General features: G+C 43.1%; 16 protein-coding genes and 4 tRNA genes. 14 read left to right on the top strand and 6 right to left on the bottom strand.

The genetic code is table 11. The features are described from left to right. The first annotated feature begins 248 nt into the window (after positions 1-248). Positions 249-2,729 (top strand): glycosyl hydrolase 115 family protein, encoded by a 2,481-nt coding sequence (locus WFY05_RS03565; RefSeq protein ID WP_340111349.1) that lies wholly within the window; start codon positions 249-251, stop codon positions 2,727-2,729. A gap of 167 nt (positions 2,730-2,896) precedes the next feature. Here the strand turns inward: WFY05_RS03565 and WFY05_RS03560 are convergent. After that, positions 2,897-2,969 (bottom strand) — tRNA-Phe (locus WFY05_RS03560). Positions 2,970-3,189: 220 nt separating this feature from the next. Between WFY05_RS03560 and WFY05_RS03555 the strand changes: the two genes are divergently transcribed. Together WFY05_RS03555 and WFY05_RS03550 are read left to right on the top strand one after the other, a co-directional pair. Further along, positions 3,190-4,419 carry a M16 family metallopeptidase gene (locus WFY05_RS03555; protein WP_340111348.1) on the top strand — a complete coding sequence of 410 codons (1,230 nt, stop codon included), beginning with the start codon at positions 3,190-3,192 and terminating at the stop codon, positions 4,417-4,419. A gap of 19 nt (positions 4,420-4,438) precedes the next feature. Then, the gene (locus tag WFY05_RS03550) at positions 4,439-5,077 is read left to right on the top strand and encodes an O-methyltransferase (RefSeq protein WP_340111347.1); all 639 of its coding nucleotides are present in this window, start codon (positions 4,439-4,441) and stop codon (positions 5,075-5,077) included. Here WFY05_RS03550 and WFY05_RS03545 read toward each other — a convergent pair. After that, the gene (locus WFY05_RS03545) at positions 5,064-5,822 is read right to left on the bottom strand and encodes a CPBP family glutamic-type intramembrane protease (RefSeq protein WP_340111346.1); all 759 of its coding nucleotides are present in this window, start codon (positions 5,820-5,822) and stop codon (positions 5,064-5,066) included. The two genes, WFY05_RS03550 and WFY05_RS03545, sit on opposite strands and share 14 nt — an antisense overlap. A 206-nt stretch (positions 5,823-6,028) precedes the next feature. Next, entirely contained in the window at positions 6,029-7,366 is a 1,338-nt protein-coding gene (locus WFY05_RS03540; RefSeq protein WP_340111345.1) for a PSP1 domain-containing protein, read from the bottom strand. A 185-nt stretch (positions 7,367-7,551) separates the two neighbouring features. Here WFY05_RS03540 and WFY05_RS03535 point away from each other — a divergent pair, with 185 nt between their 5' ends. The 6 genes from WFY05_RS03535 to WFY05_RS03510 all read left to right on the top strand — a co-directional run bounded on the left by WFY05_RS03535 (position 7,552) and on the right by WFY05_RS03510 (position 12,312). Next, on the top strand, positions 7,552-8,742 hold the full coding sequence (locus tag WFY05_RS03535; protein WP_340111344.1) for an Lnb N-terminal periplasmic domain-containing protein: 1,191 nt from the start codon (positions 7,552-7,554) through the stop codon (positions 8,740-8,742). A 142-nt stretch (positions 8,743-8,884) separates the two neighbouring features. Then, a complete protein-coding gene (gene mutS, locus WFY05_RS03530; RefSeq protein ID WP_340111343.1) occupies positions 8,885-11,467 on the top strand; it encodes a DNA mismatch repair protein MutS in 2,583 nt (860 codons plus the stop codon). 164 nt (positions 11,468-11,631) lie between these two features. Continuing rightward, a tRNA-Gly gene (locus tag WFY05_RS03525) sits at positions 11,632-11,704 on the top strand. Positions 11,705-11,725: 21 nt separating this feature from the next. Then, positions 11,726-11,814 (top strand) — tRNA-Leu (locus tag WFY05_RS03520). Positions 11,815-11,819: 5 nt separating this feature from the next. Then, positions 11,820-11,892 (top strand) — tRNA-Gly (locus WFY05_RS03515). 171 nt (positions 11,893-12,063) lie between these two features. Continuing rightward, positions 12,064-12,312: a GIY-YIG nuclease family protein gene (locus WFY05_RS03510; protein ID WP_340111342.1), complete on the top strand. Its 249-nt coding sequence runs from the start codon at positions 12,064-12,066 to the stop codon at positions 12,310-12,312. A 249-nt stretch (positions 12,313-12,561) separates the two neighbouring features. Here WFY05_RS03510 and WFY05_RS03505 read toward each other — a convergent pair whose 3' ends face one another. Further along, positions 12,562-13,533 (bottom strand): endonuclease/exonuclease/phosphatase family protein, encoded by a 972-nt coding sequence (locus WFY05_RS03505; RefSeq protein WP_340111341.1) that lies wholly within the window; start codon positions 13,531-13,533, stop codon positions 12,562-12,564. Between the two features lie 148 nt (positions 13,534-13,681). On the opposite strand from WFY05_RS03505, the gene WFY05_RS03500 reads away from it, so the two are divergent. Further along, complete coding sequence (locus WFY05_RS03500) at positions 13,682-14,938, top strand: glycoside hydrolase family 5 protein (RefSeq protein ID WP_340111340.1); 1,257 nt, start codon at positions 13,682-13,684, stop codon at positions 14,936-14,938. Between the two features lie 203 nt (positions 14,939-15,141). Here the strand turns inward: WFY05_RS03500 and WFY05_RS03495 are convergent, their stop codons facing one another. Then, positions 15,142-16,605 carry a M48 family metalloprotease gene (locus WFY05_RS03495; RefSeq protein ID WP_340111339.1) on the bottom strand — a complete coding sequence of 488 codons (1,464 nt, stop codon included), beginning with the start codon at positions 16,603-16,605 and terminating at the stop codon, positions 15,142-15,144. 132 nt (positions 16,606-16,737) lie between these two features. On the opposite strand from WFY05_RS03495, the gene WFY05_RS03490 reads away from it, so the two are divergent. After that, on the top strand, positions 16,738-18,282 hold the full coding sequence (locus WFY05_RS03490) for a M28 family metallopeptidase (protein WP_340111338.1): 1,545 nt from the start codon (positions 16,738-16,740) through the stop codon (positions 18,280-18,282). Positions 18,283-18,330: 48 nt separating this feature from the next. Further along, positions 18,331-19,908 carry a M20/M25/M40 family metallo-hydrolase gene (locus tag WFY05_RS03485; RefSeq protein WP_340111337.1) on the top strand — a complete coding sequence of 526 codons (1,578 nt, stop codon included), beginning with the start codon at positions 18,331-18,333 and terminating at the stop codon, positions 19,906-19,908. 150 nt (positions 19,909-20,058) lie between these two features. Here the strand turns inward: WFY05_RS03485 and WFY05_RS03480 are convergent, their stop codons facing one another. Then, on the bottom strand, positions 20,059-21,471 hold the full coding sequence (locus tag WFY05_RS03480) for a putative oxidoreductase C-terminal domain-containing protein (protein ID WP_340111336.1): 1,413 nt from the start codon (positions 21,469-21,471) through the stop codon (positions 20,059-20,061). 247 nt (positions 21,472-21,718) lie between these two features. On the opposite strand from WFY05_RS03480, the gene WFY05_RS03475 reads away from it, so the two are divergent. Together WFY05_RS03475 and WFY05_RS03470 are read left to right on the top strand one after the other, a co-directional pair. Continuing rightward, positions 21,719-24,148, top strand: a complete 2,430-nt coding sequence (locus WFY05_RS03475) for a right-handed parallel beta-helix repeat-containing protein (protein ID WP_340111335.1) — start codon at positions 21,719-21,721, stop codon at positions 24,146-24,148. A gap of 91 nt (positions 24,149-24,239) precedes the next feature. Continuing rightward, complete coding sequence (locus WFY05_RS03470; protein ID WP_340111334.1) at positions 24,240-26,630, top strand: glycoside hydrolase family 95 protein; 2,391 nt, start codon at positions 24,240-24,242, stop codon at positions 26,628-26,630. The last annotated feature ends 4 nt before the right edge of the window (positions 26,631-26,634 follow it).

Here is a 26,634-nt window from a genome sequence, read left to right as displayed (position 1 = left end):
GGAAAACTTTCGTTCTAACTTATATTTGTGTTGATTTTGTCACAGATACTAATTTCAATGTAACTCAGCTATTTGAAAAAAGCAGCATCGATTTGGGCGAAAAGCAAATAAAATACTGACAGAAGGTTGTAGGATTTTTTGTTAAATTGCCGGTAGTTGTATTCGTAGGGAGACTTCAATGTGGCTTAATACGAGCTTGTTATGTGTGGATTTGTTAAAGCGGAATACCGATCTGCAATTCCCCGCGAATGATTAAAATAAAATCGAAAATGAGCAAATACCTGTTATTCATAGCCGTACTTCTTTTGGCAGCTTGTCAGAATCGCACTACAAATGATTTTATAATCAGTAAAAATTCTTCAAACACTACTTTTTATGTTTCCGCAGATTCTCCGGAGTTGGTGAAATGGGCTGCAAAAGATCTGGCTGAAGATCTCGGGGAAATTCTCGACACGAAAATCACAATTGACTATACCGATCAAATCCATCTTGAAAATAAAGGAATTTATATCGGTAAATTCGACAGCAAACTGATAGCCGATCTCCCCGAAAACTACAACAATCAGTTGAAGGGTGAATGGGAAAAATTCGTTGTAAAAAAATACGGGGATAATCTTTTTATCGTTGGCAGCGACATCAGAGGTACGGTTTATGGCATATTTGATGTAGCTGAGCGAATGGGAATTTCACCATGGAAATGGTGGGCCGATGTTCATCCTGAAAAACAAGAATCAATATTGCTGAGATTGCCGGAAAACGGAATCGAAGAAAGCCCTTCAGTGCAATATCGCGGGATCTTTTTGAACGATGAAGACTGGGGGCTGCAACCCTGGGCGGCAAAAACATTTGAACCCGAAACCGGAGATATTGGTCCCAAAACCTACGAAAAGATATTTCAGTTGCTGCTCCGGCTGAAGGCCAATACCATATGGCCGGCCATGCACCCGTGCACAAAGGCCTTTTTCAGCATCCCGGGAAACCGGGCCATGGCAGAGAAATACCATATTTCAATCGGTACTTCGCATGCCGAACCTATGCTCCGGAACAATGTGGATGAATGGAGCAAAGAAGCGTACGGCGATTTTAATTACTTTACCAACAGCGAAAAAGTAAAGGAATACTGGAGCGAACGAATTGCGGAAACCAAAAACGGGGCCAACATTATAAGCATGGGAATGCGCGGAATTCACGACTCCGGAATGGAAGGAAACGCCACCCGCGAAGAAAAGGTGAAACTGCTTGAAAAAATTATCGGGGAGCAACGACAGATTCTGCTTGAATACATCGATAAACCCATTGAAGAAATTCCCCAGGTTTTAACCCTTTACAAGGAAGTGCTCGATCTGTATAATGCCGGATTAAAAGTTCCTGATGATGTAACACTAATGTGGACCGATGACAATTACGGCTATATCCGGCGGCTCAGCGATCAATTGGAACAGCAGCGAAAAGGGGGTAGTGGTGTGTACTATCATTTAAGTTACTGGGGTAGGCCGCACGACTACCTCTGGCTTTCGACGACACAACCAGGATTGATCTGGTACGAAATGACAAGGGCTTACCAAAACGGGGCAAAAAAAATATGGATTGCCAATGTTGGCGATATCAAACCGGCCGAGTACAACATGGAATTTTTTCTCGATCTGGCGTGGGACATCAACAGCATCTCCGAAACGACCATTAAACAGCATTTGCTGGATTGGAGTAGCAGGGAGTTTGGCCCGGGAAATGCCGGTGTGATAGCCGGTGTTTTAGATGAGTATTACCGTTTGGCTTTTTTGCGAAAACCCGAATACATGGGATGGAGCCAAACCGAACCTACTACCGGAACAAAAATGAGTGAGTTTAGCCCGGAAGAGGCACAGCGCAGGTTGGATGCTTACACCGAATTGGTAAAAAAAGTGGAGGCCCTAAAATCATCCATTTCAAAAGAACGCCGCGACGCATTCTTTCAATTGGTGGAATATCCGGTTAAAGGAGCGGCTTTAATGAATCAGAAATTCTTGTTCGCACAGCAATCGTTTCTTTCAAATAATAAAACTGAGAAAGAAGAATTGGCCAATAAAGTGCAAAAAGCTTATGAAGAAATTGGTGCACTCACCCACGAATACAATCAAACTATAAGCGATGGTAAATGGCAATACATGATGTCGATGAAACCACGCAATTTGCCGGTATTTTCAATGCCTGATTTTCATTTGGATGCTACCTCACCAAATGAAGATGTTCAAAATCAGCAACAGCCACGAAGAATCCCGATATTTATACAGGCCAAAGATTATTCACAAGCCGGGGGCGAAGAAAATTACCGGTGGAACGTTATTGAAGAACTGGGATACAGCAACGAAAGTGTTACACTTTTTCCTTTCGAAAACCATCTGTTTCAGGAGGAAAAACCTTACCTGGAATATTCAGTTCCGATTGAAAAGCCCGGTGCGTACCAACTAGAGGTTTGTTGTTTGCCCACGCATTCGAATAATTTCGATCACAAGATTTGGATCGAAGTAAACGACGCCAAAAAGAAAGAATTTTCCTTAAATACAAGAGGAAGAAGCAGGGAATGGAAAGAAAATGTATTGCGCAATTTTGTGCCTGTTACCTGTCCCATCGAAGTTGAGAAAACGGGCAAGCTCACTTTTAGAATATTTGTAAACCAACCCGGTATTGTAATCGATCAAATGGCCATATATCCTGAGAATGATCGAAGGCATTACGAAATTGTCCGATGAGTCGTTGATTCGAATAGCTTATTAAATTCTGACATATGTTTGTCCCCGTTGGCGCGGATTTGTAATCCGTGCTTTGTTTTGTAAAAACAAAATGAATTTTAGTTATAACCTTAATCAGGATGAGACATATAAAAAGCAAAAGGGAGAAACATTGTTTCTCCCTTTTGTGGTGCCACCTGGAATCGAACCAGGGACACACGGATTTTCAGTCCGTTGCTCTACCAACTGAGCTATGGCACCATAAAGATCGGCTATCAGCAGCACCCCTTTATTTTGGTGATGCAAAAGTATACATTTTTTTGAAACAGCAAAGAAAATTTATTGAATTTGAAAAAATCAACTTTCTGTATCGATTTTTGTTCATCGGGTGTTGTACTTTGTCTGTAATGATCGTTTTAAGAGCGAACAGATGGGGCAATCAAATTCTTTTTTTACTTTTGCAGGCTGACTTTAAGGAATAATGGTAGATACTGATTATCTGATACATACATTAAAGAATGGGATCCGCATCATTCATCAGCGCACCGACTCGCCGGTGGGGCATTTGGGCGTGCTGATCAATGCAGGTTCGCGCGACGAAAGCGACGGGGAACACGGGCTGGCCCATTTTATCGAACACTCGGTTTTTAAAGGAACCGGGAAACGAAAGGCTTTTCATATTTTAAGCCGCATTGAAGGTGTTGGCGGCGAACTGAATGCATACACTACCAAGGAAGAAACCGTTTTGTATGCTACCTTCCTTACCGAATATTACGACCGCACCGCCGAGTTGTTGAGCGATATTCTTTTTCACAGCGTTTATCCCGAAAAGGAACTGAAACGGGAGAAGGAGGTGATTTACGAAGAGATCAATTCGTACAAAGACTCGCCTTCGGAATTGATTTTTGATGAGTTTGAGGAACTGGTTTTTGACGGGCACCCGATTGCCCGAAACATTCTTGGAACCAAAAAACAGTTGCAGGCATTTACCCGCGATTCAATTTTTCGCTTTATCGAAAACAACTACCACACCGACCAGATGGTGATCAGTTCGGTGGGGAATATCGATTTCGGGAATCTCGTTAAAATGCTGGAAAAGTATTTTGGAGCGGCTCCAGAAAAATTGCGTACCGAGAAGCGCACCAAATTCGAGAACTACATTCCGCAGCAGAAAACCTTCCGTCGCGATACGTTTCAGTCGCACTGTGTAATTGGAAACACGGCATTCGATGTGCAGCATCCGCAGCGCATTGTTATGGTGTTGTTGAATAATATTCTTGGAGGTCAGGCACTGAATTCGCGCCTGAACCTGGCACTTCGCGAGCGACGGGGCATGGCTTACAATGTGGAATCGAGTTATGCAGCCTATAGCGATACCGGCTTGTTCAACGTTTATTTTGGCACCGATAAAGAGAACCTCAATAAAGCACTTAACCTGGTGCAAAAAGAGTTCGATCTTTTAAGGAATACAAAACTCGGTGGTCTGCAATTGAGCCGTGCCAAAAAGCAGTTGATCGGTCAGATTGCAATTTCAACCGAAAGCCGCGAGGACATGATGCTGACTATCGGGAAAAGTTACCTGCTTTACGATAAGGTAGATCCAATTAGGGAGGTTTTCAGAAAAATAGAGGATATTAGCGCCGAGCAAGTGCTCGAGGTCGCTAACTTAGTGCTCGACAAAAAGCAAATGAGCACCTTGATTTATAAGTAAATTCAGGAGAATTCAGAAGATGAACCTCGAAAAAAAACTGGACAAATACATCCTGGATCATATTGATGAGGAGGATCCGATCCTGACTGAACTCGATCGCGAAACGCACCTGAAAGTTTTAGGGGCAAGAATGATCTCGGGAAATTTGCAGGGGCAGGTACTTACGATGATCTCAAAAATGATCCGCCCAACAACTATTCTGGAACTGGGAACTTATACCGGTTATTCGGCCATTTGTCTGGCTAAAGGATTGCAGGAAGGCGGAAAGTTGGTGACCATTGAAGTGGACGACGAGTTGGAAAGTCTGGCAAGAAAATACTTCGAAAAGGCCGGGATTTCAGACAAGGTTGATCAACGAATCGGTTCGGCGCTTGAAATCATTCCAACGCTTTCTGAAAAATTCGACCTGGTGTTTATGGATGCCGACAAGCGGGAATATCCGGATTATTACAATTTACTGATCGACCGCCTGGAAAGTGGTGCTCATATTCTTGCCGACAATACTTTGTGGAGTGGGAAAGTGCTGGATAAGCCCCGGCACGATGACTTTCAAACAAAAGGCATTCTGGCCTTTAACGAGATGATAAAAAAAGACCACCGCGTTGAGAAAGTGATTCTTCCTTTGCGCGATGGCATGACACTGATCAGGAAGAAATAGCTTTTGGCAGGTGCATAAAACTTAAAATTGCCAGCGCAACACAAATCGCTGATATTCGCACATCTCCGAGGTATAGCTCAAAACGTTCAAAATCATTCAGATAATAGGTTTGCGCTTTTACGAAATGGTGTGAGCCCAGCATGATGTAAATCCATGCAAAATGGATGGCCCATGAATACCCAATGTGACCTGTTTTCAGAATCAGGTTATTTCGGAACACGCCAACAGCAAAAAGTGAGATTAAGGTAAATAGAGCAAGGTCGCCCCTGTTGTGAAAAATCCACTTGAAAAATGCCAGGTGAATAAGCATAAAAATGAGTGCAACTGCTACAGAGATCATCCAGTCAGGACTTTTTTTGAAAGTGCTTTTTATTCCTTTTAAAAGTAAAGCTCCCAAAATGATTTCTTCATTCAAGGTATAAAACAGTGTATGTACAAAATTTTTATAATTCCCGAGGAATACCTGTATTCCGTTTTTTAGTGCCACAAATTTTATGACGAAATAAGATCCGACCAGAAACACTGCAAATGCCAAAAGTGTCAGCAATATCTTTTTGCGGTTTAGCTGAAGTCCAATCCAAAATAAAGCCTCTTTCTTCCAGACCAGCCAGGAAAGGAACAAGATAAGGAAAGTGCCGATTGCCGAACTGTAATATCGTGGAAAATAGTAATACGAAAACACAAGGTGAACCAAAACGATCAAGGCGATCAGATTGATTTTCCGGTTTAGTAAGAGTTTAAACACGAGATTGGTTTTCCATAAAGTTATCGAAAATCCATCATTTTTTACTTTTTCTTTTAGTTGGTGGAGAAGAATAGTGAGTAATTGTGTATCTCAGGGATTATGCGATTCAGGGAATTGTGAGATAGAATTTTAAAAAATAACACCGCGTCAGGAAAGCTATTCTTCCTAGGCGCGGTGTCATAGTATTTATTCGTATAAATATAACTCTATTCGCTTTTCTTAACGACCTTGAATTTGGGTTTTCTGTTCTTGTTACTGTTTGGATTATTTCCCTGGTTTTGACTCTGACCCTGCGCCTGAACCTGTTCCTTATTCTGATTACGGTTTCGTCTGTTTTTTCGTCCGCGGTTACTCGAGCGCCTGTTTTTTATGCTTTTATCGCGCTTTTGCTGTTTGTCGAACCTTTCCAGTTCGCCTTCCAGGGTTACGGCGCTATCCAGATTGTCGCTTTCTTTTACTTTGTTGGCAAACGTATCGATCTCAGGTTTCTTACCCCGTTTATTTTTCTGGATAATGTCTTTCACCTGTTTTAGCGACAGGTTGAATGTATTGCCGATATTGCCTTCCAGTGTGTACCAAATTTCTTTTTTAAGATAATCGGTCTTGAAGGGCTTGGCCATTCCGGCAGCCAGTTCCAGGTTCAGTAATTCTTTTGGGAATTCATTACCGGCTTCAACGTAGGCATCCAGTTCATACAGCAAACAGCATTTTAATTTACCGCAGGCTCCGGCCATTTTTTGTGCCGATGGAGAAAGCCCTTGTTTAAGTGCGGCATCTGAAGAAATGCTTTCGAAATCTGTTCGCCAGCTCGAGCAGCACAACTCGCGACCACACGACCCGATTCCACCAATAAGTCCGGCTTCCTGTCGGGCTCCAATCTGTTTCATTTCGACTTTAATCCTGAAATCGCGGGCATAAACTTTGATCAGTTCCCTGAAATCAACACGTCCTTCGGCAATGTAGTAGAAAATGGCTTTTTTGTTGTCGCCTCTGAATTCCACATCCCCGATTTTCATGTCAAGTCCCAGCTCTGATGCGGCCTGACGGGCGCGTATCATTGTTTGTTTTTCCCTGGCACGTGCTTCTTCCAGCTTCTCCAGGTCGGTCTCTGTAGCCTTTCTGTAGATCGGGTTCAGATCGTACCTCGATGGATTTTTTATCTTTAGTTTAAACTGTTTTTCAGCCAGATATCCGGTTAGTGAAACTTCACCGACATCATGCCCCGGCGACGTGGCTACCACCACTTTATCGCCCCTTTTTACGGGTATGTTTTCAAGGTTTTTAAAATATTCCTTTCGGGTAGATTTAAATTTTACTTCAACAATGTCTGATTTATCTGTAGTGTCCGGCAAATCGCTTAGCCAGTCATATCCTGCACTGGTTGTTGAATTATTAAATGAACATCCATTACAACTCATAATCTCCTCTCTGCTTTCTTTCAGATTGCCGTATGTCTCTCTGATCCATTGTCTTAGGAGTACTTTTTCGGGCAATCTCGTTAAATAATTCGATACAAAGATTGAAAAAAGAATTGAATATCGCATTTTATTCTTATCTAAATTAATACTTATTGGTATGAATTTGGTCGAAATTTCTTCTTGATCAATGTTTTAGGAGTACCTGGTGCCAGGTATTTAGCCTACAAAACATTTCGAAGAAGCAGATTACAATTGTATTCTGATTTTTTTATTTCTTTATTTTAACTTCAGGTCCGAAAAGAAAAAATACGATGCAAAATCAAAAACCAGGCTGGATACTATTCATTTTCTTTATGCTGCTGTTCAGCGGAGTCAGTGCTTTTAACCTGACGAAACAGGCTGAAATAAGTGTGCTGACCTGTAGCCCCGGTGATGAAGCTTACTCGGTTTACGGACATTCGGCCATTCGTGTACACGATCCTATATTACAGTACGACATGGTTTTTAATTATGGAATTTTTGATTTTAGTTCCTCAAATTTTGTCTGGCGCTTTGCCAAAGGAGAAACTGATTACCTGCTGGGTGCCACAAAATACAGAGCGTTTATGAGTGAATACATTCATTACAGGCGTAGTGTTTTTGAACAGCAGCTAAACCTCTCACAAGCAGAAAAACAAAAGATATTTGACTTTTTGCTTTGGAATGCCGCGCCCGAGAACAGGGTGTATCGTTACAACTTTTTCTTTGATAATTGCGCAACTCGTGTTCGCGATGTAATTGCACAAAACATAGAAGGAGGCGTTGAATACACGGATTTGGCAAGCGGGAAAACGTTTCGTGATTTGATATCAGATTATCAGCAAAAACTGCCCTGGTTAAATTTTGGTGTTGATTTTTTGGTGGGAGCCGATGCCGATTGCGAAGCCACATTACAGGAAGAAATGTTTATGCCCGATTATATTCTGAAACATTTTGCAGCCGCCCGGCGTGCCGACAATGGAGAGGCTTTGGTTGCTAAAACCCAGGTGCTTTACAAAGCCCCCGAAAGTGTTCTGAAAAAGAATGTTATTACAAGTCCATTTGCGGCTTGTAGCTTTTTATTTCTTTTGATTTTGGTATTCTCCTTTAAACAGTTTCGTAAAGAAAAACTTAAGCCTGTTCCTGATCTCATACTATTGGGGATTAATAGTTTTTCCGGCCTTTTTGTGAGTTGGTTTGTATTCTATTCGGAACATCCGGCCATGAGCCCGAATTATAACCTGCTTTGGTTGTTCCCGCTGAATTTTGTTTTCGTCTTGCTGTGGATGAAGAAAAAATGGAGACCATTCCTGAGGTATTATCACTTGTTTATCTCAGCATGGTGGGTCCTTTTTATTGTAACGGGCGCTTTTCTTCCTCAAAAGTTTCATCCAGTATTTTTTCTGATGACCGGCATGTTTCTGATTCGCCCGCTCTTGCATTCATTTTTAATACTGAAGGAGCGAAAGAGCTTAAAACAGTAAAAATGATTTTGGGGTTTTGTTGAAAAAAAACGATCAACTATCGGTCTCTGAATTTCCTTTCCGTAGCTAAACTTTTATCTTTGTTTCGCTCTAAAATCTGAATAATTTGGCAGGATCGAAAAAATATGTTGAAACTCCTTTGATGAAGCAGTATTACGCCATCAAAGACAAACATCCCGATGCAGTTTTGCTGTTTCGTGTGGGCGACTTTTACGAAACTTTTGGTGAGGATGCCATTAAAGCAGCCGAGATTTTAGGGATCACTCTTACCCGCCGGGCTAATGGTGCTGCCAGCTATGTCGAATTGGCCGGATTTCCGCATCATGCCCTTGATACTTACCTGCCGAAACTGGTGCGTGCCGGGCAGCGGGTAGCCGTTTGCGAGCAGCTCGAAGATCCAAAGCAGACCAAAAAAATCGTAAAGCGGGGCATTACTGAACTGGTAACACCCGGGGTTTCTATCAACGACAATATCCTGGAGAATCGCGAAAACAATTTCCTGGCCTCTGTGCATTTCGATAAAAAACGTGCAGGTGTTTCCTTTCTCGATATTTCTACAGGTGAATTTCTTACGGCGGAGGGAACCTATGAATATGTCGATAAACTGCTGAATTCTTTTCAGCCTAAGGAAGTCCTTTTTCAGCGGGGACGTGGAAATGAATTTACCTCGATTTTTGGATCGAAATATTACACTTTCAACCTCGACGACTGGGTGTACACTACCGATGCAGCCAACGATCGTTTGATGCGGCATTTTGAAACCAGTTCCTTAAAAGGATTTGGTGTGCAGGATATGCAGCTGGCTATTGTGGCATCTGGGGCAGTTTTGCATTACCTCGATATCACCCAGCATCAGCATCTGGGGCACATTTCGGGTTTAAGCCGGATCGAAGAAGAACACTATGTTTGGCTCGACCGTTTTACCATACGTAACCTCGAACTTTTTCATCCGATTCACGAAAGCGGCAAATCGTTGATTGAGGTGATTGATAAAACCATTTCGCCAATGGGATCACGTTTGCTGAAACGCTGGATGGCATTGCCATTAAAAGATATTGAGCCGATAAATGAGCGCCAGGAGGTGGTGGAACTGTTTATGAAACAGCCCGAAACCAAGGAAAATATTGAAGAGCATCTCCGTCAGATGGGCGATCTTGAGCGCCTGATATCGAAAGTTGCGGTTGGACGCATCAATCCGCGAGAAGTGGTTCAGGTAATGAATGCGCTGAATGCCATTGGTCCGATCAAGACGATTTGTACAAAAGCTGAAAACAGCGCGTTAAAACGATATGCCGAGCAACTGAATCCCTGCGACATTATTCGCGAGAAGATAAAAAAAGAAATTGTGGCCGATCCGCCAACGGCAGTCAACAAGGGAAAAGTTATTGCAGAGGGTGTTTCTCAGGAACTGGACGAACTGCGAAAAATAGCCTACTCGGGTAAAGATTACCTGGCGCAAATTCAAAAACGCGAAAGTGAAAAGCACGGGATCACTTCGTTAAAGATCGGTTTTAATAATGTGTTTGGCTACTACATTGAAGTGCGAAACACACATAAAGACAAAGTTCCGGCGGAATGGATCCGTAAACAGACGCTGGTAAGCGCCGAGCGCTACATTACTGAAGAATTAAAAGAATATGAAACTAAAATTCTGGGTGCCGAAGAAAAAATTCAGGAGCTGGAAACTCGTCTGTTCGGAGAACTTGTTTTTGCACTTTCGGAATACATCTCAGCTATTCAATTGAACTCGAATATCCTGGCTCAGATCGATTGTTTATTGTCGTACACTACCTGTGCGCAGGAATACAAATATTTCCGCCCTGAGATTAATGAGGGTACAACTATCGATATTAAAAATGGCCGTCACCCGGTGATCGAGCAACAGCTTCCAATTGGCGAATCTTATATTGCTAACGATGTACTCCTCGATCAGGATGATCAACAGATTATCATAATTACCGGGCCAAACATGGCGGGTAAATCGGCTTTGTTGCGCCAAACTGCCTTGATTGTGCTACTGGCACAAATGGGATCGTTCGTTCCGGCTGAAGCTGCCAAGCTAGGATATGTAGATAAAATATTTACACGGGTTGGGGCTTCGGATAACATTTCGCTGGGCGAATCGACTTTTATGGTTGAGATGAACGAGGCGGCCAGCATTCTGAATAATGTATCCGACCGAAGCCTTATTCTTTTTGATGAACTGGGGCGCGGAACTTCAACTTACGACGGTATCTCCATAGCCTGGTCGATAGTGGAACACCTGCACGAACATGCAATTGCAAAAGCAAAAACCTTGTTTGCTACGCATTATCACGAGTTGAATGAAATGGAAGGCGCTTTTCCACGGGTGAAAAATTACAATGTTTCGATAAAAGAAGTTGGAAATAAGGTGATTTTCCTGAGAAAACTGGTACGCGGTGGAAGTAACCACAGTTTTGGGATCCACGTGGCAGGTATGGCCGGCATGCCAAAATCGGTGATCAAACGGGCCGAACAAATTCTGAAAAAACTGGAAGGCGGCAAAGAAAAGGAAAGCCTCGCCAAGCCACTCGAAGAAATCGGTGAAGGACGTGAAGGAATGCAGCTCAGTATTTTTCAGCTCGATGATCCGGTTTTAAAACAGATCCGCGATGAGATCACCGGCCTTGATGTAAACAACCTGACTCCCATTGAAGCGCTGAACAAATTGAATGAGATCAAGAAACTTACGGGATTGAAGTAGGATTCTAGAGGGGAATGCCAGTAAAAACTTGTGATCCCGGATCTAAGTTCGGTATTCGTTCGAAAATTGATTTGAATTTTTCAAATCAAATTCTCACTAATTTTGCGAGATAAAAAAATAGCAATATATTTGCATCGCTTTTGAAAGCACGTTCTTAAAAATACGCGAGAATAGCTCAGTTGGTAGAGCACGACCTTGCCAAGGTCGGGGTCGCGGGTTCGAGTCCCGTTTCTCGCTCAGTCACAATAAACAAAGGATGCCCGGGTGGTGGAATTGGTAGACACGTTGGACTTAAAATCCAATGCCTCATTGTTGGCGTGCGGGTTCAAGTCCCGCCTCGGGTACCATTATTGCGAGAATAGCTCAGTTGGTAGAGCACGACCTTGCCAAGGTCGGGGTCGCGGGTTCGAGTCCCGTTTCTCGCTCATTAAAGGCTTCACAACTTTGTGAGGCCTTTTCATTTTATGACCTTGCACGGTCTCGGGGGCCCGAGCCCTGACGTTTAGTCGGAAGTCAGAATACTGAACGGAGTGTCAGCCTTCGAGTCTCGTTTCCATCACTCATAATGGGTTTCACATTGTTTTGTAAATTGCATAATGTCTTTCACTGTTTACATCTTATATTCGCTTGCAACAGATACGTACTACAAGGGACAAACTTCTAATCTTGAAGATCGATTAAGAAGACATAATGGCGGATATGAAAAGGCTACTAAACGCGGAATCCCATGGAAATTGGTTTGGACTGCCACTAAGAAAACGCGAGGAGAAGCTTTGAAACTGGAAAAGAAGTTGAAAAATCTATCGCGGGAAAGAACACTTGAATTTATAAAAAAATACGGTTAAGGTATCACGAGCCCTGACGTTCTAAAGGAAGTCAGGATGCTGACCGGAGCGTCAGCATTCGAGTCCCGTTTCTCGCTCCAGAGCAAAGGTCTTACATTAATTTGTGAGAACTTTTTTTCGCCTTACTTTTTAATGGAGAGGGACGAGTAGTTTATCCTGATGAATATCGGGAAGTCCCGTTTCTCACTCGAAGAGAGAGGTTCTCAAGAAAGTGTGGGGCTTTTATGTTTTTATTGGTATTCCAAAAATTTATTTGAATTTCAAAACGGCAGTCACCGGTAAATGATCCGAAATTTCTCCGAATTCGTTAGGCACTCTACCAAACAGTTCAACAAAATCCTTTTTGGTATAAAAAATAAAATCGATCCGCTCTTCGGGATCTCCTGATGAAAAGGTAAAATAGTTCGAACTTTTCGGATGATACGCGGCACAACCAATGGTCGTATCATTCAGGAAAAGTTGAAGTCCGGGTTCCCCTGATTCCGGTGTTGAATTAAAATCTCCGGCAATAATTACCGGCAGTTCGCGGCTTTCGTTTTTGAAAATCTCATAAACATGGGCAAGTTGTTCATTTCGAGTTAGTGTGTCAAAAGCCTCGGCATGAATGTTCATTAACCAAAATTCCTGTACCGGGTGTTCAACTTTTGTACTTACTAAAAGACGGTCGAGATAATACGCATTATAATAGAAAGGATTTGAGTTTACCTTATCCAGCACTTCACGATGCGGATCTTCCAATTCCCAATTGCTCATAATTGATTGTCCCGAAAGGATTCTTCCGAAATGAACTCGTGGCGGCCAGTAAGGAAAGGGAACATAATTGTTGTCCCAGTTAACGGCTTTAAGCGACCACGGATAAAAATGTGCGGCAATACTGTCGTGCAGGTCTAACCAGTTCGATCGTTTGCTGTGGTAATCAATTTCCTGAAAACAAAGCAGGTCAGGTGTATCATCCTTCAGCAAATTAACAAGTTTATGATAATTGTTGATGGTGTGTGCCTCATCTTTCCAACTTGCTGAATTATTTGTCATTCCCGACATGTAGCCAACATTGTAGGTCATGATAGCAATGGTACTATCATTTGCATTTGATTTTTCAACGGTCTGATGGACGAGCTTAAGTTTTTGGGTAGAAGAGCCGTTTGAAGACCATAAATAAAAGGCGAGAAATGCCATAATAAAAATGAGTACGGCGACCAGGAACCATTTTAGTACCCTCATTACATGATTTCATTGGTTTTAGTCAAAAGTAGAATTATTTTTATGAATGAAAGAAGATTTGCTTAGGTCTAAAAAAAGTTCGATGAGAAATATATTCAAAAGAAGACCTTTTCATTATCTTCAAACCAAGTTTTTAAATGAACCTAAAATGAGACAACTTAACCTATTTCTATTTCTTTCAGGGCTGATTGCAGTGTTTTATTCCTGTCAGCCGGCCGTTGAACCACAATCGGAAACACCACAATTTATCACCATCGATGGACCGGATTTGAGAACTCCGGACGGAAGCAAATTCTTTATAAAAGGCACCAATTTGGGCAATTGGTTGAATCCTGAAGGCTATATGTTTCGTTTTCAACGCGTGAATTCGGCACGATGGATTGATGAAGCTTTCCGCGAAATGGTGGGACCGGACTTTACCAACGAATTCTGGAAAACATTTAAAGATAATTATGTAACACGTCAGGACATTCAATACATTAAAAGTACGGGTGCCAATACCATACGAATACCTTTTCATTACAAGCTGTTTACCGATGAAGATTACATGGGACTGACACACGATCAGAATGGTTTCCAGCGGATCGATAGTTTGGTAGAATGGTGCCGCGATTCGGAAATTTATCTGATACTGGATATGCACGATGCACCTGGCGGGCAAACCGGCGATAATATCGACGACAGTTATGGATATCCCTGGTTATTTGTCAGCGAGAAAAGCCAGGAGATTTTTGTAGATATCTGGAAAAGAATAGCCGATCACTATCAAGATGAACCGGTGATTCTGGGGTACGATCTGTTGAATGAACCGATCGCTTCTCATTTTAGCGAGCAGGAAAAAGACAAACTGAATGCGCTGCTGGAACCGGTTTACATGAAGGCTGTAAAAGCCATTCGCGAGGTAGACAACAACCACATTGTAATGCTTGGCGGGGCACAGTGGAACAGTAATTTTAAGGTGTTTACCGATTCCGGATTTGACGACAAAATGATGTACACCTGCCACCGTTACTGGTGCGATACTATGCAGGCCAATATCCAGGATTTTGTGGATTTTAGAGACTCGGTTAACCTGCCCATTTTTATGGGCGAAACCGGCGAAAATACCAACGAATGGATTGCCGCCTGGACCCGTTTGATGATCCGAAACAATATTGGTTACACTTACTGGCCTTACAAAAAAATGGGCAGCGAGCGCGGAATGGTGACAATACCAACGCCCGAAAACTGGGATTTGGTGATTGACTTTGTGGAAGGACCACGTAGTAATTACGCTGAAATTCGTGAGTCGCGACCCGACCAAGAAATAACAAAACAGGCAATGCTTGATTTTCTTGAGAATTGTAAATTCAGTAACTGTACAAAAAATCCGGGGTACATTCGGGCCATGGATCTCGAGCCCTGATTAAGAATTTAGTTGTTGTTTTTTATTCTTTGCACCGTACTTCAGTGGTGCTACGAGCTAAATTCTTTTCAATGATTTTTAGGAAATTATGTATTATACAGCTTACATAATTTCCTAAAAATCAAATGTCATTAAAAGAAATCACTAATAGCCGCACTAAAGTGCGGCTCAATAAAATATCAAGCTTGTTTTCGACTCCAATTCTATTTACTGACTATCTTAAAGCGTTCACCTTTTTCAAGGCGGGTGTTTAAATCTTTATTATTCAGCAGGGCCAGTTCGTTGTATTTGTCTTTCGGAAGTTTGAACGTGTCAAACAATTCCTGCAATGTAGCTGATCTTGGAGCCGTTTCCACCTGAATCCGGTTGGGCTTGATATTGATCTTTGCGGGATCGATTAACGTTCTGAAGTCGCCCATTGTTGATGCCAGAACTGATCGGTACGCGTCAAATGTTTCACCGTTTGAAATACCATGAAATACATAAACACGGTCTCCTTTTTTTATGAAATACGACAGCACCTTGGTAACAGTCTCTGATCCATCCTGTGCCTGGTTGACCTGTTGCGACAACACTTCAACAGCTTCGTTGCCGTTAACCGATAAAGCTTTCGAATCCAGAGCAGTCAGGTTCAGGTCGCTCAGCGCTTTTTGCGAGGCTTCTTCAGGCGTATTTTCTTCTGTTAGGCTGAATATAATTCCGGCTTTCTGATCGGGCGAAATAATCTGGACCTGTGCCGGTGTGTTCACCAGTACCCACTTATCAGGGAAAGAAAACTGAAACAACAGATCGGGATGATAAAAAGTATTGTTTTCCACAAAACCCTGTCGTGGATCTTCTCCATAAACGATGCCGTCGATCATATCCAGATAGTGCTCTTGGTTCACGGCAAATGTTTCTCCCGGGTATTTGGCCTGCCAGGTGTCGGATAATTCATGAACGGTTGAAAAACGGTCTTTCGGATCGGGGTGTGTCGACATGAAAGTAGGCACACCACCCTCCGAACTTTCCATGCTCATTTTATCCAGCACGCCAAAAAAGTCGGCCATTTTATTGGCATCGTACCCCATTTTTGTAGCATATTCTACTCCCAACCTGTCCGATTCGCGCTCGTTATCGCGACTAAAACTCAGAAACAGAAGTTGCATACCGGCCATTGCTACATCAGCCAGTTCGTAAATTTCTTTCGAGGCGATCATACCGCCAGCCAGCACAATCTGTCCAATAGTTTGATTGGTTTGTTGTTGCGCGGTGTGGCGCGCGGTAACATGTCCCATTTCGTGGCCGAGAACGCCAATCAATTCGGCTTCGCTGTTCATTTGGGCAAGAATTCCGCGGGTAAAATACAGATAACCCCCCGGGACGGCAAATGCATTTACCACCGGCGAGTCGAGTATGGTAATTCGATAACGCAAATTCGGCCGATGCGATAATTGCCCCATTTGTGTCCCTTTTTCATCGAGAAAATTTTGCAGTTCTTCGTTTTCATAAACTCCAAACGTCGATATTACCGAAGGATGGTACTGGGCACCCATGGCAATTTCCTGTTCTTCGCTAACAAACATGATCTGTCGTTTACCGGTTACCGGATTTACTGCACAAGAGGGGATCAAAAAGATCAGAGTTAGTATTAAGCTGATTGTAAATAGTGTTTTTCCTTTTTTCATTACGAGAGGTGTAAAGTGTTATTTTAAACCAAGGTTCAATCAAATTTTTGGAGTAGAGCTCAGCTAGTTCAGGTTTATTGTTAATTTTATAAATTCATATTTAAATATCGGTAATTTTTTGACTTCAGTTGCATGGTTCAACGTAAAATAATAATAACAATTCAGGTCCTCATCTCGTTCATTTTTTCTGCATTTGCCCAGCATACGGCACTGCAGGTTATCGACACTGCAGATTTAAAGGAACACCTTTCGTTTATTGCTTCCGATGAATTACAGGGCAGAAGAATGGGGACAGAAGCGGAAGGGTTGAACAAGGCCGCTGATTATTTGGCTGAGAATGCCGCCCGGTTGGGACTGACTCCCGGGGCTCCTGATTATTTCCAGAAAGTAGATTTGCTGGCTACCAAAAAGGACGAAACTAATTTTGTGGAAGTAGTTGACGCAAAAGGAAAATCGAAATTTAAGGCACATTCGATGGTGGAACTCAGAGGTCCTGACGCCCCGAAATCGATTACAAATATGCCGGCAATCTTGGTAGGTTTTGGTGAACAGCTTCCCGATAAGGATTTTGACGGCAAATTGGTGCTGCTTGCACAGGGAACGGAAAAAAGCTTTACGAACAAACTTTTTCATTGGAATAACAGGATGGAAAATGAAAGGTTGGAAGCCATAAAAAGTAAGAATCCCGAGGTGGTGCTGCTGGTTACCGATCCGGATGACAAAACAAACAAGATCTATCAACAACTTAGCAGATGGTATGGGCGGACACGTTACCAACTGGCGTCAGAAAATACAAAGGAAGAAATTCCGGTAATTCTGGTACTCCCCGAAGTGGCAGATCAGCTGCTGGGTGGAAAAAGAAAATACAAAAAGTACCTTCAGAATCTGGTGGATGGTGAACAGGAATCGTTGATGGAAGTGCAAAAGCGCAGTCTGAACCTGAAAATTGGAAAGAAATCCGAAGTTTTAGATGCCAAAAATGTGGTGGCTGTTTTAGAAGGTGCTGATCCTGAGCTGAAAAAGGAGTGCGTGGTGTTGATGTCGCATTACGATCATTTGGGATTGGATGAAAACGGTGAAGTGTACAATGGCGCCGACGATAACGGTTCGGGAACTGTAACCATTATGGAAATGGCGGAAGCCTATGCCAATTTAAAGGAAAAACCAAAACGTAGCATTGTATTCCTTTGGGTAACCGGTGAAGAACTTGGAATGCTTGGATCGAATTACTATACGCAACATCCGATTGTGCCACTCGAAAAAACAGTGGCCTGCTTTAATCTCGATATGGTGGGGCGTGTTTTTGAGGAACGCGATACGGTTTGGAACAAATCGCCAAAGCGTGTAAAGGATTTTGATGGAATATTTGCGTTGACGAACGATGCCTGGCCCGAGTTGGCTAAAATCAATCAAAAATACTGCGAGCAGTTAGACCTTATCCCCGACACCACATTACCTGCTCAGTTCTTAAGCACGAGCGATCATTACCATTTTCATAAACATAGCATACCGATTGTAAATTATGCCACTGGTTATCATGCTGATTATCATCGGATTAGTGATAAAGTTGAGAGAATCAATTTCGAAAAAATGAAGCGCGTTGCCGAACTTTGTTTTTTGGTTAGCCTTGAGGTGGCCAACCGCGATGATATAGATATTCATAAACCCGAGCAGTAATTGTTGCAGGAATTTTATACAAATCAAACCTATAAATATTCAAAAAAAATGACAAGAACTAAACTGAACCTAAGTCTGCTGATGCTGTTTACAGTCAGCGTTGTTTTTGCGCAGAAAAAAGCCGCAGAAACCATTACCGAAAATGATCTTCAGGCACATCTCGATTACGTGGCCAGCGACTTTATGCAGGGCCGCGATTTTTACACCGATGTACCGGGGCTGGAACTCACGGCCAGTTATTTGAAATCGCAATGTCAGAAAATGGGATTGAAACCTGGCTTCAACGGCTATTTTCAACCTATTGAAATGACTTCTTCAAAACCGGATCCGGAGAATACTTATTTTCAACTGATCAGTAAAGATGGTAAAGTCACATCTACCGATGCCAATATTTTTGCTTTAGGCGGTTCATCGGGCAACGATACAATTGCGGGAGACCTTGTATTTACGGGCTACGGTTGGTACAACAACGATACAAAATACAACGATACCGAGGGACTCGAACTGAAAGGTAAAATCGTGGTTGTAATGACACGAAATCCCACAATGGTAGAATCGGGTGGTCATAATAATATGCAGATTGAAATGCAAAAAATGCAAAAGGCCATGTTGGGTGGTGCCAAGGCTTTACTCTTTGTCCCGGATCCAATGAATCCGGAGCCGGAATACATCAACAGCATAAAAAAGTATGCTACCGGTGGTACCCTTCAACTTAAAGGAGCCAAACCCGGAAGAACAATGCCTGTAAAATTGCTTTTCGGAACTGAAGAGCTGGCCAATCAGATTGTGCAGGAATCAGGTAAAACACTGGCTGAAATTCAAAATGAGATCAGTGAAACAGGTACTCCAAAATCGTTTGATGTGAAAGAGTTGACTGCAAACGTTGTTTTGGGAAAAGACACTTCAACTGTTATCGGTAAAAATGTAGTGGCTATGATTGAGGGCAGCGATCCTGTTCTAAGGAATGAATGTGTGGTTTATACCGCGCATTACGATCATTTGGGGATTGATGGCGAACAGGAAGTGTATAACGGTGCCGACGATAACGGCACGGGAACAGTGGCCTTGCTCGAAATTGCGGAAGCTTTTCAAAGCCTTAAAAAGAAACCAAAGCGCAGTATTGTTTTTGCCTGGGTAACGGGCGAAGAAAAGGGCCTGCTTGGCTCAGATTATTATTCACAATATCCCGTTTTCCCAATGGAGAATACACTGGCTGATATTAATATGGATATGGTTGGCCGTTCGGCAGAAAAAGAACCGGATGCCGAGGCAGAAGTTGAGAAAAGCCTCGCTGGGCCTGATGGAATATATATCGTTTCAGGGAAACAAAGTTCTGAGTTGATGGAGATCAGCGCTGATATTTGTGAAGAAATGGGATTAATTCCAAGCGATAAACTTTCGCAGGCATTTTTAACCCGCAGCGACTATTATCACTTCTATAAAAACGGAGTGCCCGTTTTGGGTTTAAGCACCGGTTTGCACGACGATTACCACAAAGTAAGCGACGAGGTTGATAAAATCGATTTTCATAAAATGAAGCGCGTAGCTCAATACAGCTTTTTGGTGGGCGAAAAAATAGCTAATCAGAAAAAACGTATTTTAGTGGACAATCCGTCCGTGGAGTAAAATCACATCCTTTTTATTTAAGTTCACCGGGTGACTAATCGAATTATCGAACAGTCACCCGGTGAATTGTTTTAAGGATCTGCGATTGCCAATCAACGAATTTTGATTGTAGATTTTCTCTGTGGAAACTCTTTCTCAAATCGTTAATTATCATTCTCCATTCATTGCTGCCTTCAGCCCTTCTGTAGTGGTGTAATATTTTACGATCATGTTTGGCACTTCCCAGTCGGGTAGTTTGCCGTCAACCAAATATTGCAGGTACTTTTCGGTAACCTGGCCAAAATGAGCTTCGTGGCCTACTTTATATTTGTCCGGAATATTCAAAGCCCACTTTGTGTCGCTGAGTTTTTCCAGCTCAATGCCCGTGTATTTTTCTGCCAAACCCTGAACACCGTTGTTCAGGTTACCGGCGAAAGCTTTTATGTCATCACCGATCGATTCAATGTACAAACGTGGTTTGTAACCTTCTTCTTCTCCCTGTTGAATGATGAGGTTACACAGGGTTCCGCGCATGATCGAATAGTGGGTATCGCCGGCTCCTTCGGGAGCCTGAAAATTCCAGATTACCGAAGCTTTGGCGTGAATGCCTTTCAGGGTATAGTTGATCTCGCCGTTGCTGTACACTTTCAAAACATCGTTTTCAATATCTTTTTGAAGGTAATCAGGGTAAGCGTCAAGATGGGTAACTTTGTTGAACATTTCCGGTGTCAGGTCGGTCGTCCATCGTTTTGCTGAAAGAATAGCCACGTCGTCTTTCGACAGGATAACCTCAGGAAAAGCTTCCCACTGGATCAGATCGACGAGGTGAGTATTAACATCAACAATTCCTTCTCCCTGTTGCTCGGTGTCGAAAAACCAGGCCGGGCGGGTGAGCGGTTTCCCTGAAACATATTTAAAGAAATGATGTACACTTTCTTTTGTAATAGCCGGATTTTCTGGAGTTCCGACTTGCAACTGTCCAAATACTTCAGGCAATTGCGAAAGTTCGCGTTGGAGCATTGTGGTAATCTCATGGCGCTCGGTCATAATATCGTAAAGTAAAACTCCTTTTTCTTCAGCCACCTCAAATGCCTTTTCCAGTTTCGGAAACTCATAGGGATTAATCACCATCGGTTTGTCGGCCAGTACATTTATTCCTGCCTCAACAGACCTTAGTATATAATCCGTCTTTTTTGCATTGTTGCCGGCAGTGTTCATTACGTTGCCGGGTTTTTCACTTAGCATTTTTTCAAAATAATCTGGCCCTTTGTAAACCTTCAGGTCCCAAGATGTTGGATTTTCAGAACGCAGGTTATACGACTCAATGCGAACCAGTTGATCTTCCACGTCGGGACCTTCGGGAGCATAAACATGAACTACAGGATTCACCTGATCATACATTGTTTTCAGAATTAATGCCGCATGAAAATGCCCGGGATCCAACGACATGATCTTTACTTCGCCTTTGGCTCCTGTAAACATAGCTTGTGATTTTTTCTGGGTAGTTGATTTTTCGCTGTTTCCTCCGGCACATGCCGTGAGAAATATGCTGATGATGATAACGCCGACAGCTGGAAGCTTCATATTGATTTATTTTTTTAGCGATTTAGATCTTCAAAAGTATAATTTTATTTCGATTGCTCCGGTGTTCACGATTTTTGGAACAGGCAATAAATTCAGAAAACCTCACTTTTCAAGCGGACAAACAAATTAAAATATTTTAAAAGATTTACTTTTATTTTGAAAATCATTATTTTGTCCGCTGTGGCAGCATGTTCAGCTTCACCATGCTTTTTGAAACTTTACGTTTCCTTTTTATTAATAGCGTAGTATGAGAAGAATCAATTCAATTTTATTGATCGCACTTGCTTTTCTGATTGCATCTTGTCGGCAAAATGTAGTAGAAATATATGTGTCGGCTGATGGCAATGATGCCGCAGACGGGATTAAGACCAATCCGGTGGCGACACTTGAAAAGGCTGTTGAACTGGCACGCACTAAAGCCGGAAATCAAACGGTTCATGTTTTGGTGGAAGACGGAACTTATTACCTGTCGCAAACGCTGAAACTCGATGCCGGTATATCGGGAAGCACTGAGCATCCAGTCGTTTTCAAGGCAATCAATTCGCCCGGAGGAGTAGTGATCAGTGGTGGGCAGAAACTGGAACTGCAGTGGAATCCTTACAAAAACGGTATTTTTTACGCAGAAATTTCTGAAGATACAGATATTGATCAGTTATACATTAATGGACAGCGCCAGCGAATGGCCCGCTTCCCGAATGCAATCGAAGGAAAAAACTTGTTCGATTCATGGGATCTGAAACATACCCGAGAACCCGATTCCGCACATGATCCGCTTGTTCCTGAACGTATTGATTCATGGGCGAATCCGGAAGGGGCTTTTGTGCATGCCATGCAAATTGCGTTGTGGGGCGACATGCACTGGATAGTAAAGGGGAAAAATTCTGACGGGACACTCGATATGGAAGGAGGATGGCAAAACAACCGACCGTCGAAGATGCATCCGCGATACCGCATGGTTGAAAATGTTTTTGAAGAACTGGATGCTCCTGGAGAGTGGTACTTTAATAAAAAGGAAAGTGTATTGTATTTTTATCCAGCTAAGGCTGAAAATCTATTGGAAGCAGTAGTGGAGATTGTCCGGCTGAAACATTTGGTTGAATTGAACGGAACAAAAGACAAGCCGGTAGAACAAGTTCATTTCGAGGGATTTATATTTCGGCATGCCGCGCGTAGTTTTATGGAAAACAAGGAACCGCTTCTCAGAAGCGACTGGACAACATACCGGGGTGGTGCCTTTGTGTTTAACGGAGCCGAAGACTGTTCGATAGAAAACTGTGAGTTTGACCAGGTAGGAGGGAACAGCATTTTTGTTAACAATTACAACCGTCGCATTACGATCAGAAGCTGTTATATACATCATTCGGGAGCCAACGGCATTGCTTTTATCGGCGATCCTGAAAGTGTACGTAGTCCTCTGTTTCGCTATGGCCCTCAGGATTTTGAAAATCTTGATCTCACTCCCGGACCCAAAAGCGACAATTATCCTTCGGATTGTGTGGTTGAAGACTGTTTGATCACCATGACTGGCCGTGATGAAAAGCAAACTTCTCCAGTTCAGATATCCATGTCGCATAAAATTCGAGTGAGCCACTGTTCGATTTACGATGTCCCTCGTGCAGGTATAAACATCAGTGAGGGAACCTTTGGCGGACATATTATTGAAAACTGCGATGTTTTTAACACAGTGCTTGAAACAAGCGATCATGGAAGCTTTAATTCGTGGGGTCGCGACAGATTCTGGACACCCGATATTCGTGTAACCGATACATTGGTAAAGAAAGATCAGGATTTCCCGAAAATCGATATGCTCGACAAGAATATCATTCGTAATTCGCGATGGCGCTGCGATCACGGTTGGGATATTGATCTCGACGACGGATCGTCCTGGTACGAAATCTACAACAATGTATTGTTAAACGGAGGTTTAAAAATGCGCGAAGGTTATTACCGCACGGCCACCAACAACCTTATCATTAATAACAGCCTGCACCCGCATGTTTGGTACCCCGAAAGCGGCGATGTATTTAAACACAACATCGTGTTTGGTGCCTATCGGCCGGCGGCCATGAATCGTGCACTTGGTCCGGATGACAAATGGGGGGAAGAACTGGATTACAACCTGTTTGCTAACGGTGAAGCTGATCGGCTTAAATTTGCCAAGAGCGGATGTGATGAACACTCCTTGAGTGGTAATCCATTGTTTGTTGATGCCAATAAAGGAAATTACACAGTTCGTGAAAGTTCACCGGCTCTGGAAATCGGCTTTGAGAATTTCCCGATGAATGAGTTTGGAGTAACATCGGAGCGGCTAAAAGCACTGGCAAAAACTCCGGTGATTCCGGTATTGATGGCGGGACGTTCAGCAACAGGTGGCAAACTATTTAAATGGAAAGGCGGCACAGTGAAAAATATTGAAACGGCTGGCGATCAATCGGCTGCTGGGCTGTCATCGATTGCCGGTGTTGAAGTGATGGAAGTGCCCGATGATTCGGAGCTCTCGTCGTCTGGACTTCGAATTGGGGATGTAATTCTGGAATGTGGAGGAAAATCCACAGACTACTTCGAAACTTTCATTAAGCAATTTGAAAAAGAAGCGATATCGGGAGAAGTAGTTTTGCAGATTTCGCGCGATCAGAAGCACAGGGAATTTCGTTTTGAAGTTACAGAAAGCAAGTAGGTGTGTGAAATAATATCGGTAAAAGGAAAGAGGTTATATTTTTATTGACGTCTTTCATTCGGGAATAACTGGAATTAAAAACAATATACTGATGAAACTTATCCATAAAATGAGTGGGCTCATTCTGCTGTCATTTTTAATGGCATGCCAGTCAGAAAAAGAACAAAACAGAGGTCTAAAACTTTGGTACGACAGCCCTGCCAATGCTTTGGTAGAAGACGATAAAAACGGGTGGCGAGATGACCCGGAATGGCTCAAGGCTTTGCCATTGGGTAATGGTTCGCTGGGTGCCATGGTTTTTGGCGATGTAAATAACGAACGTATCCAGTTAAGCGAAGAAAGCATGTGGTCGGGGAGTGTTGATGATAACGATAATCCGGAAGCCCGGGAAGCACAGGCAGAAATTCGTCGCTTGTTGTTAGAAGGAAAATACAAGGAAGCCACGGAGCTAACGAATCGTACTCAAATTTGCAAGGGTGCCGGAAGCGGACATGGAAATGGTGCAACGGTGCCTTTTGGTTGTTTCCAAACAATGGGCGATTTACGCATCGATTTTCAAAACAAGGGGGAATATCAAAATTACTACCGCGAATTGAACCTCGAAACTGCAGTGGCAAGCGTAACATTTACCAAAGGCGGCGTTAATTTTAAACGTGAAATTTTTACCAGCTATCCTGATCAGGTTCTGGTTGCTCGTTTTACTGCCGATAAACCAGGACAACTTTCCTTTAGCTGCACGCTCGACCGCCCCGAATATTTTACCACTACCGCAGAGAATGATCAACTGATAATGTCGGGTTCGCTGGTCGATGGAAAAGGCGGAAAGAATCTTGAGTACCTGGTACGTTTAAAGGCGGTGAATAAAGGGGGAGAATTTGTGTATAACGATTCGCAGTTGATTATACGTAATGCTGATGAAGTGATTCTGCTGTTGTCGGCATCCACCGATTATGTACTCGATTATCCTGAATATAAAGGCCGCAATTATAAATCGATTACGGCTAAAAACATTGAGGCAGCAGCTTCAAAAAGTTATAAAGAACTGTTGTCGGCACACCTCGAAGAGTATCAAAAATATTTTAAGCGTGTTGATCTTGATCTCACTCCGGAGGCAATTACCCCGCTTGCTACCGATAAAAGAATTGAGCAGTTTAAAGAAACACAGAACGATCCTCACCTGGTTGAGTTGATGTTTCAGTACGGACGTTATCTGCTGATCTCTTCATCGCGCCCCGGTAGTTTGCCTGCCAACCTGCAGGGACTTTGGGCCAATAAAATTCAAACGCCCTGGAATGGCGATTACCATACTGATGTAAATGTACAAATGAACTACTGGCCGGCAGAAGTAACCAACCTATCCGAAATGCATTTGCCCTTGTTCGATTTGGTGCAGTCGCTGGTTGAGCCGGGTGAGAAAACCGCAAAAGTACAATACGGAAACCGGGGTTGGGTGATTCATCCAATCACAAATGTTTGGGGTTACACCTCGCCTGGCGAGGCCGCAAGTTGGGGCATGCACACTGGAGGCAGTGCCTGGATTACAACACACATTGCCGAACATTACCGTTTTACAGGCGACAAGGAATTTCTGAAGGACATGTATCCTGTGATAAAAGGCGCAGTTGAGTTTTACCTCGATTGGCTGGTAGAAGACCCGGAGACCGGTAAACTGGTTTCGGGACCGGCGGTTTCGCCCGAGAACACCTTTTTGGCACCCGACGGCAGCCGTTCCCAGATAAGTATGGGGCCCGCTCACGACCAGGAAGTGATATGGCAGTTGTTTACCGATTTTATGATGGTATCCGACGAACTCGATATAAATGATGATTTTGTTGATCAGGTGGTGAAAGCCCGGGAAAACCTGGCTGGACCGCAAATTGGTTCTGATGGCCGCCTGATGGAATGGGCACACGAATTTCCGGAAGTGGAACCCGGTCACCGACACATTTCGCATTTGTTTGCCGTTCATCCGGGGGAGCAGATCAATTTGCAGAAAACTCCGAAACTGGCTGCCGCTGCTAAAAAATCGCTCGACTACCGCATTGAAAATGGCGGTGGTCATACAGGGTGGAGTGCTGCCTGGCTGATCAGTCAGTATGCAAGATTAGCCGAAGCAGAAGGAGCAGAACACAGTTTAAATACTGTTTTAACCAAAAGTACATCACCCAATTTGTTTGGTCAGCATCCACCGTTCCAGATGGATGCCAATTTTGGAACGACCGCCGGAATTGCCGAGATGCTCCTGCAAAGTCATACGGGAACAGTTGAATTGTTGCCTGCACTGCCGGAAGATTGGCCGAGCGGGCATGTTCACGGATTAAGAGCAAGAGGTGGCTACACGGTAGATATTAACTGGAGAGACGGGAAACTTACTTCGGCTAAAATTACTGCCGATCGCGACGGAATTCTGCAAGTGAAATACAAGGATGTGACTTCGGAATCAGAATTAAAAGCTGGCGAATCATTCGCATTTGAATTGTAGATAT

The sequence above is a fragment of the Maribellus mangrovi genome (assembly GCF_037646455.1).
GTDB lineage: Bacteria > Bacteroidota > Bacteroidia > Bacteroidales > Prolixibacteraceae > Draconibacterium > Draconibacterium mangrovi_A.
This window is presented reverse-complemented; position numbering and strand designations above follow the sequence as displayed.

Excerpts from the sequence above, each read along its gene's own strand:
- WFY05_RS03505 (WP_340111341.1), bottom strand. The coding sequence starts at position 13,533 with ATGAGGGTACTAAAATGGTTCCTGGTCGCCGTACTCATTTTTATTATG.
- mutS (WP_340111343.1), top strand. The coding sequence starts at position 8,885 with ATGAAGCAGTATTACGCCATCAAAGACAAACATCCCGATGCAGTTTTG.
- WFY05_RS03470 (WP_340111334.1), top strand. The coding sequence starts at position 24,240 with ATGAAACTTATCCATAAAATGAGTGGGCTCATTCTGCTGTCATTTTTA.
- WFY05_RS03510 (WP_340111342.1), top strand. The coding sequence starts at position 12,064 with ATGTCTTTCACTGTTTACATCTTATATTCGCTTGCAACAGATACGTAC.
- WFY05_RS03540 (WP_340111345.1), bottom strand. The coding sequence starts at position 7,366 with ATGCGATATTCAATTCTTTTTTCAATCTTTGTATCGAATTATTTAACG.
- WFY05_RS03550 (WP_340111347.1), top strand. The coding sequence starts at position 4,439 with ATGAACCTCGAAAAAAAACTGGACAAATACATCCTGGATCATATTGAT.
- WFY05_RS03485 (WP_340111337.1), top strand. The coding sequence starts at position 18,331 with ATGACAAGAACTAAACTGAACCTAAGTCTGCTGATGCTGTTTACAGTC.
- WFY05_RS03535 (WP_340111344.1), top strand. The coding sequence starts at position 7,552 with ATGCAAAATCAAAAACCAGGCTGGATACTATTCATTTTCTTTATGCTG.
- WFY05_RS03565 (WP_340111349.1), top strand. The coding sequence starts at position 249 with ATGATTAAAATAAAATCGAAAATGAGCAAATACCTGTTATTCATAGCC.
- WFY05_RS03495 (WP_340111339.1), bottom strand. The coding sequence starts at position 16,605 with ATGAAAAAAGGAAAAACACTATTTACAATCAGCTTAATACTAACTCTG.
- WFY05_RS03555 (WP_340111348.1), top strand. The coding sequence starts at position 3,190 with ATGGTAGATACTGATTATCTGATACATACATTAAAGAATGGGATCCGC.
- WFY05_RS03490 (WP_340111338.1), top strand. The coding sequence starts at position 16,738 with ATGGTTCAACGTAAAATAATAATAACAATTCAGGTCCTCATCTCGTTC.
- WFY05_RS03475 (WP_340111335.1), top strand. The coding sequence starts at position 21,719 with ATGAGAAGAATCAATTCAATTTTATTGATCGCACTTGCTTTTCTGATT.
- WFY05_RS03500 (WP_340111340.1), top strand. The coding sequence starts at position 13,682 with ATGAGACAACTTAACCTATTTCTATTTCTTTCAGGGCTGATTGCAGTG.
- WFY05_RS03480 (WP_340111336.1), bottom strand. The coding sequence starts at position 21,471 with ATGAAGCTTCCAGCTGTCGGCGTTATCATCATCAGCATATTTCTCACG.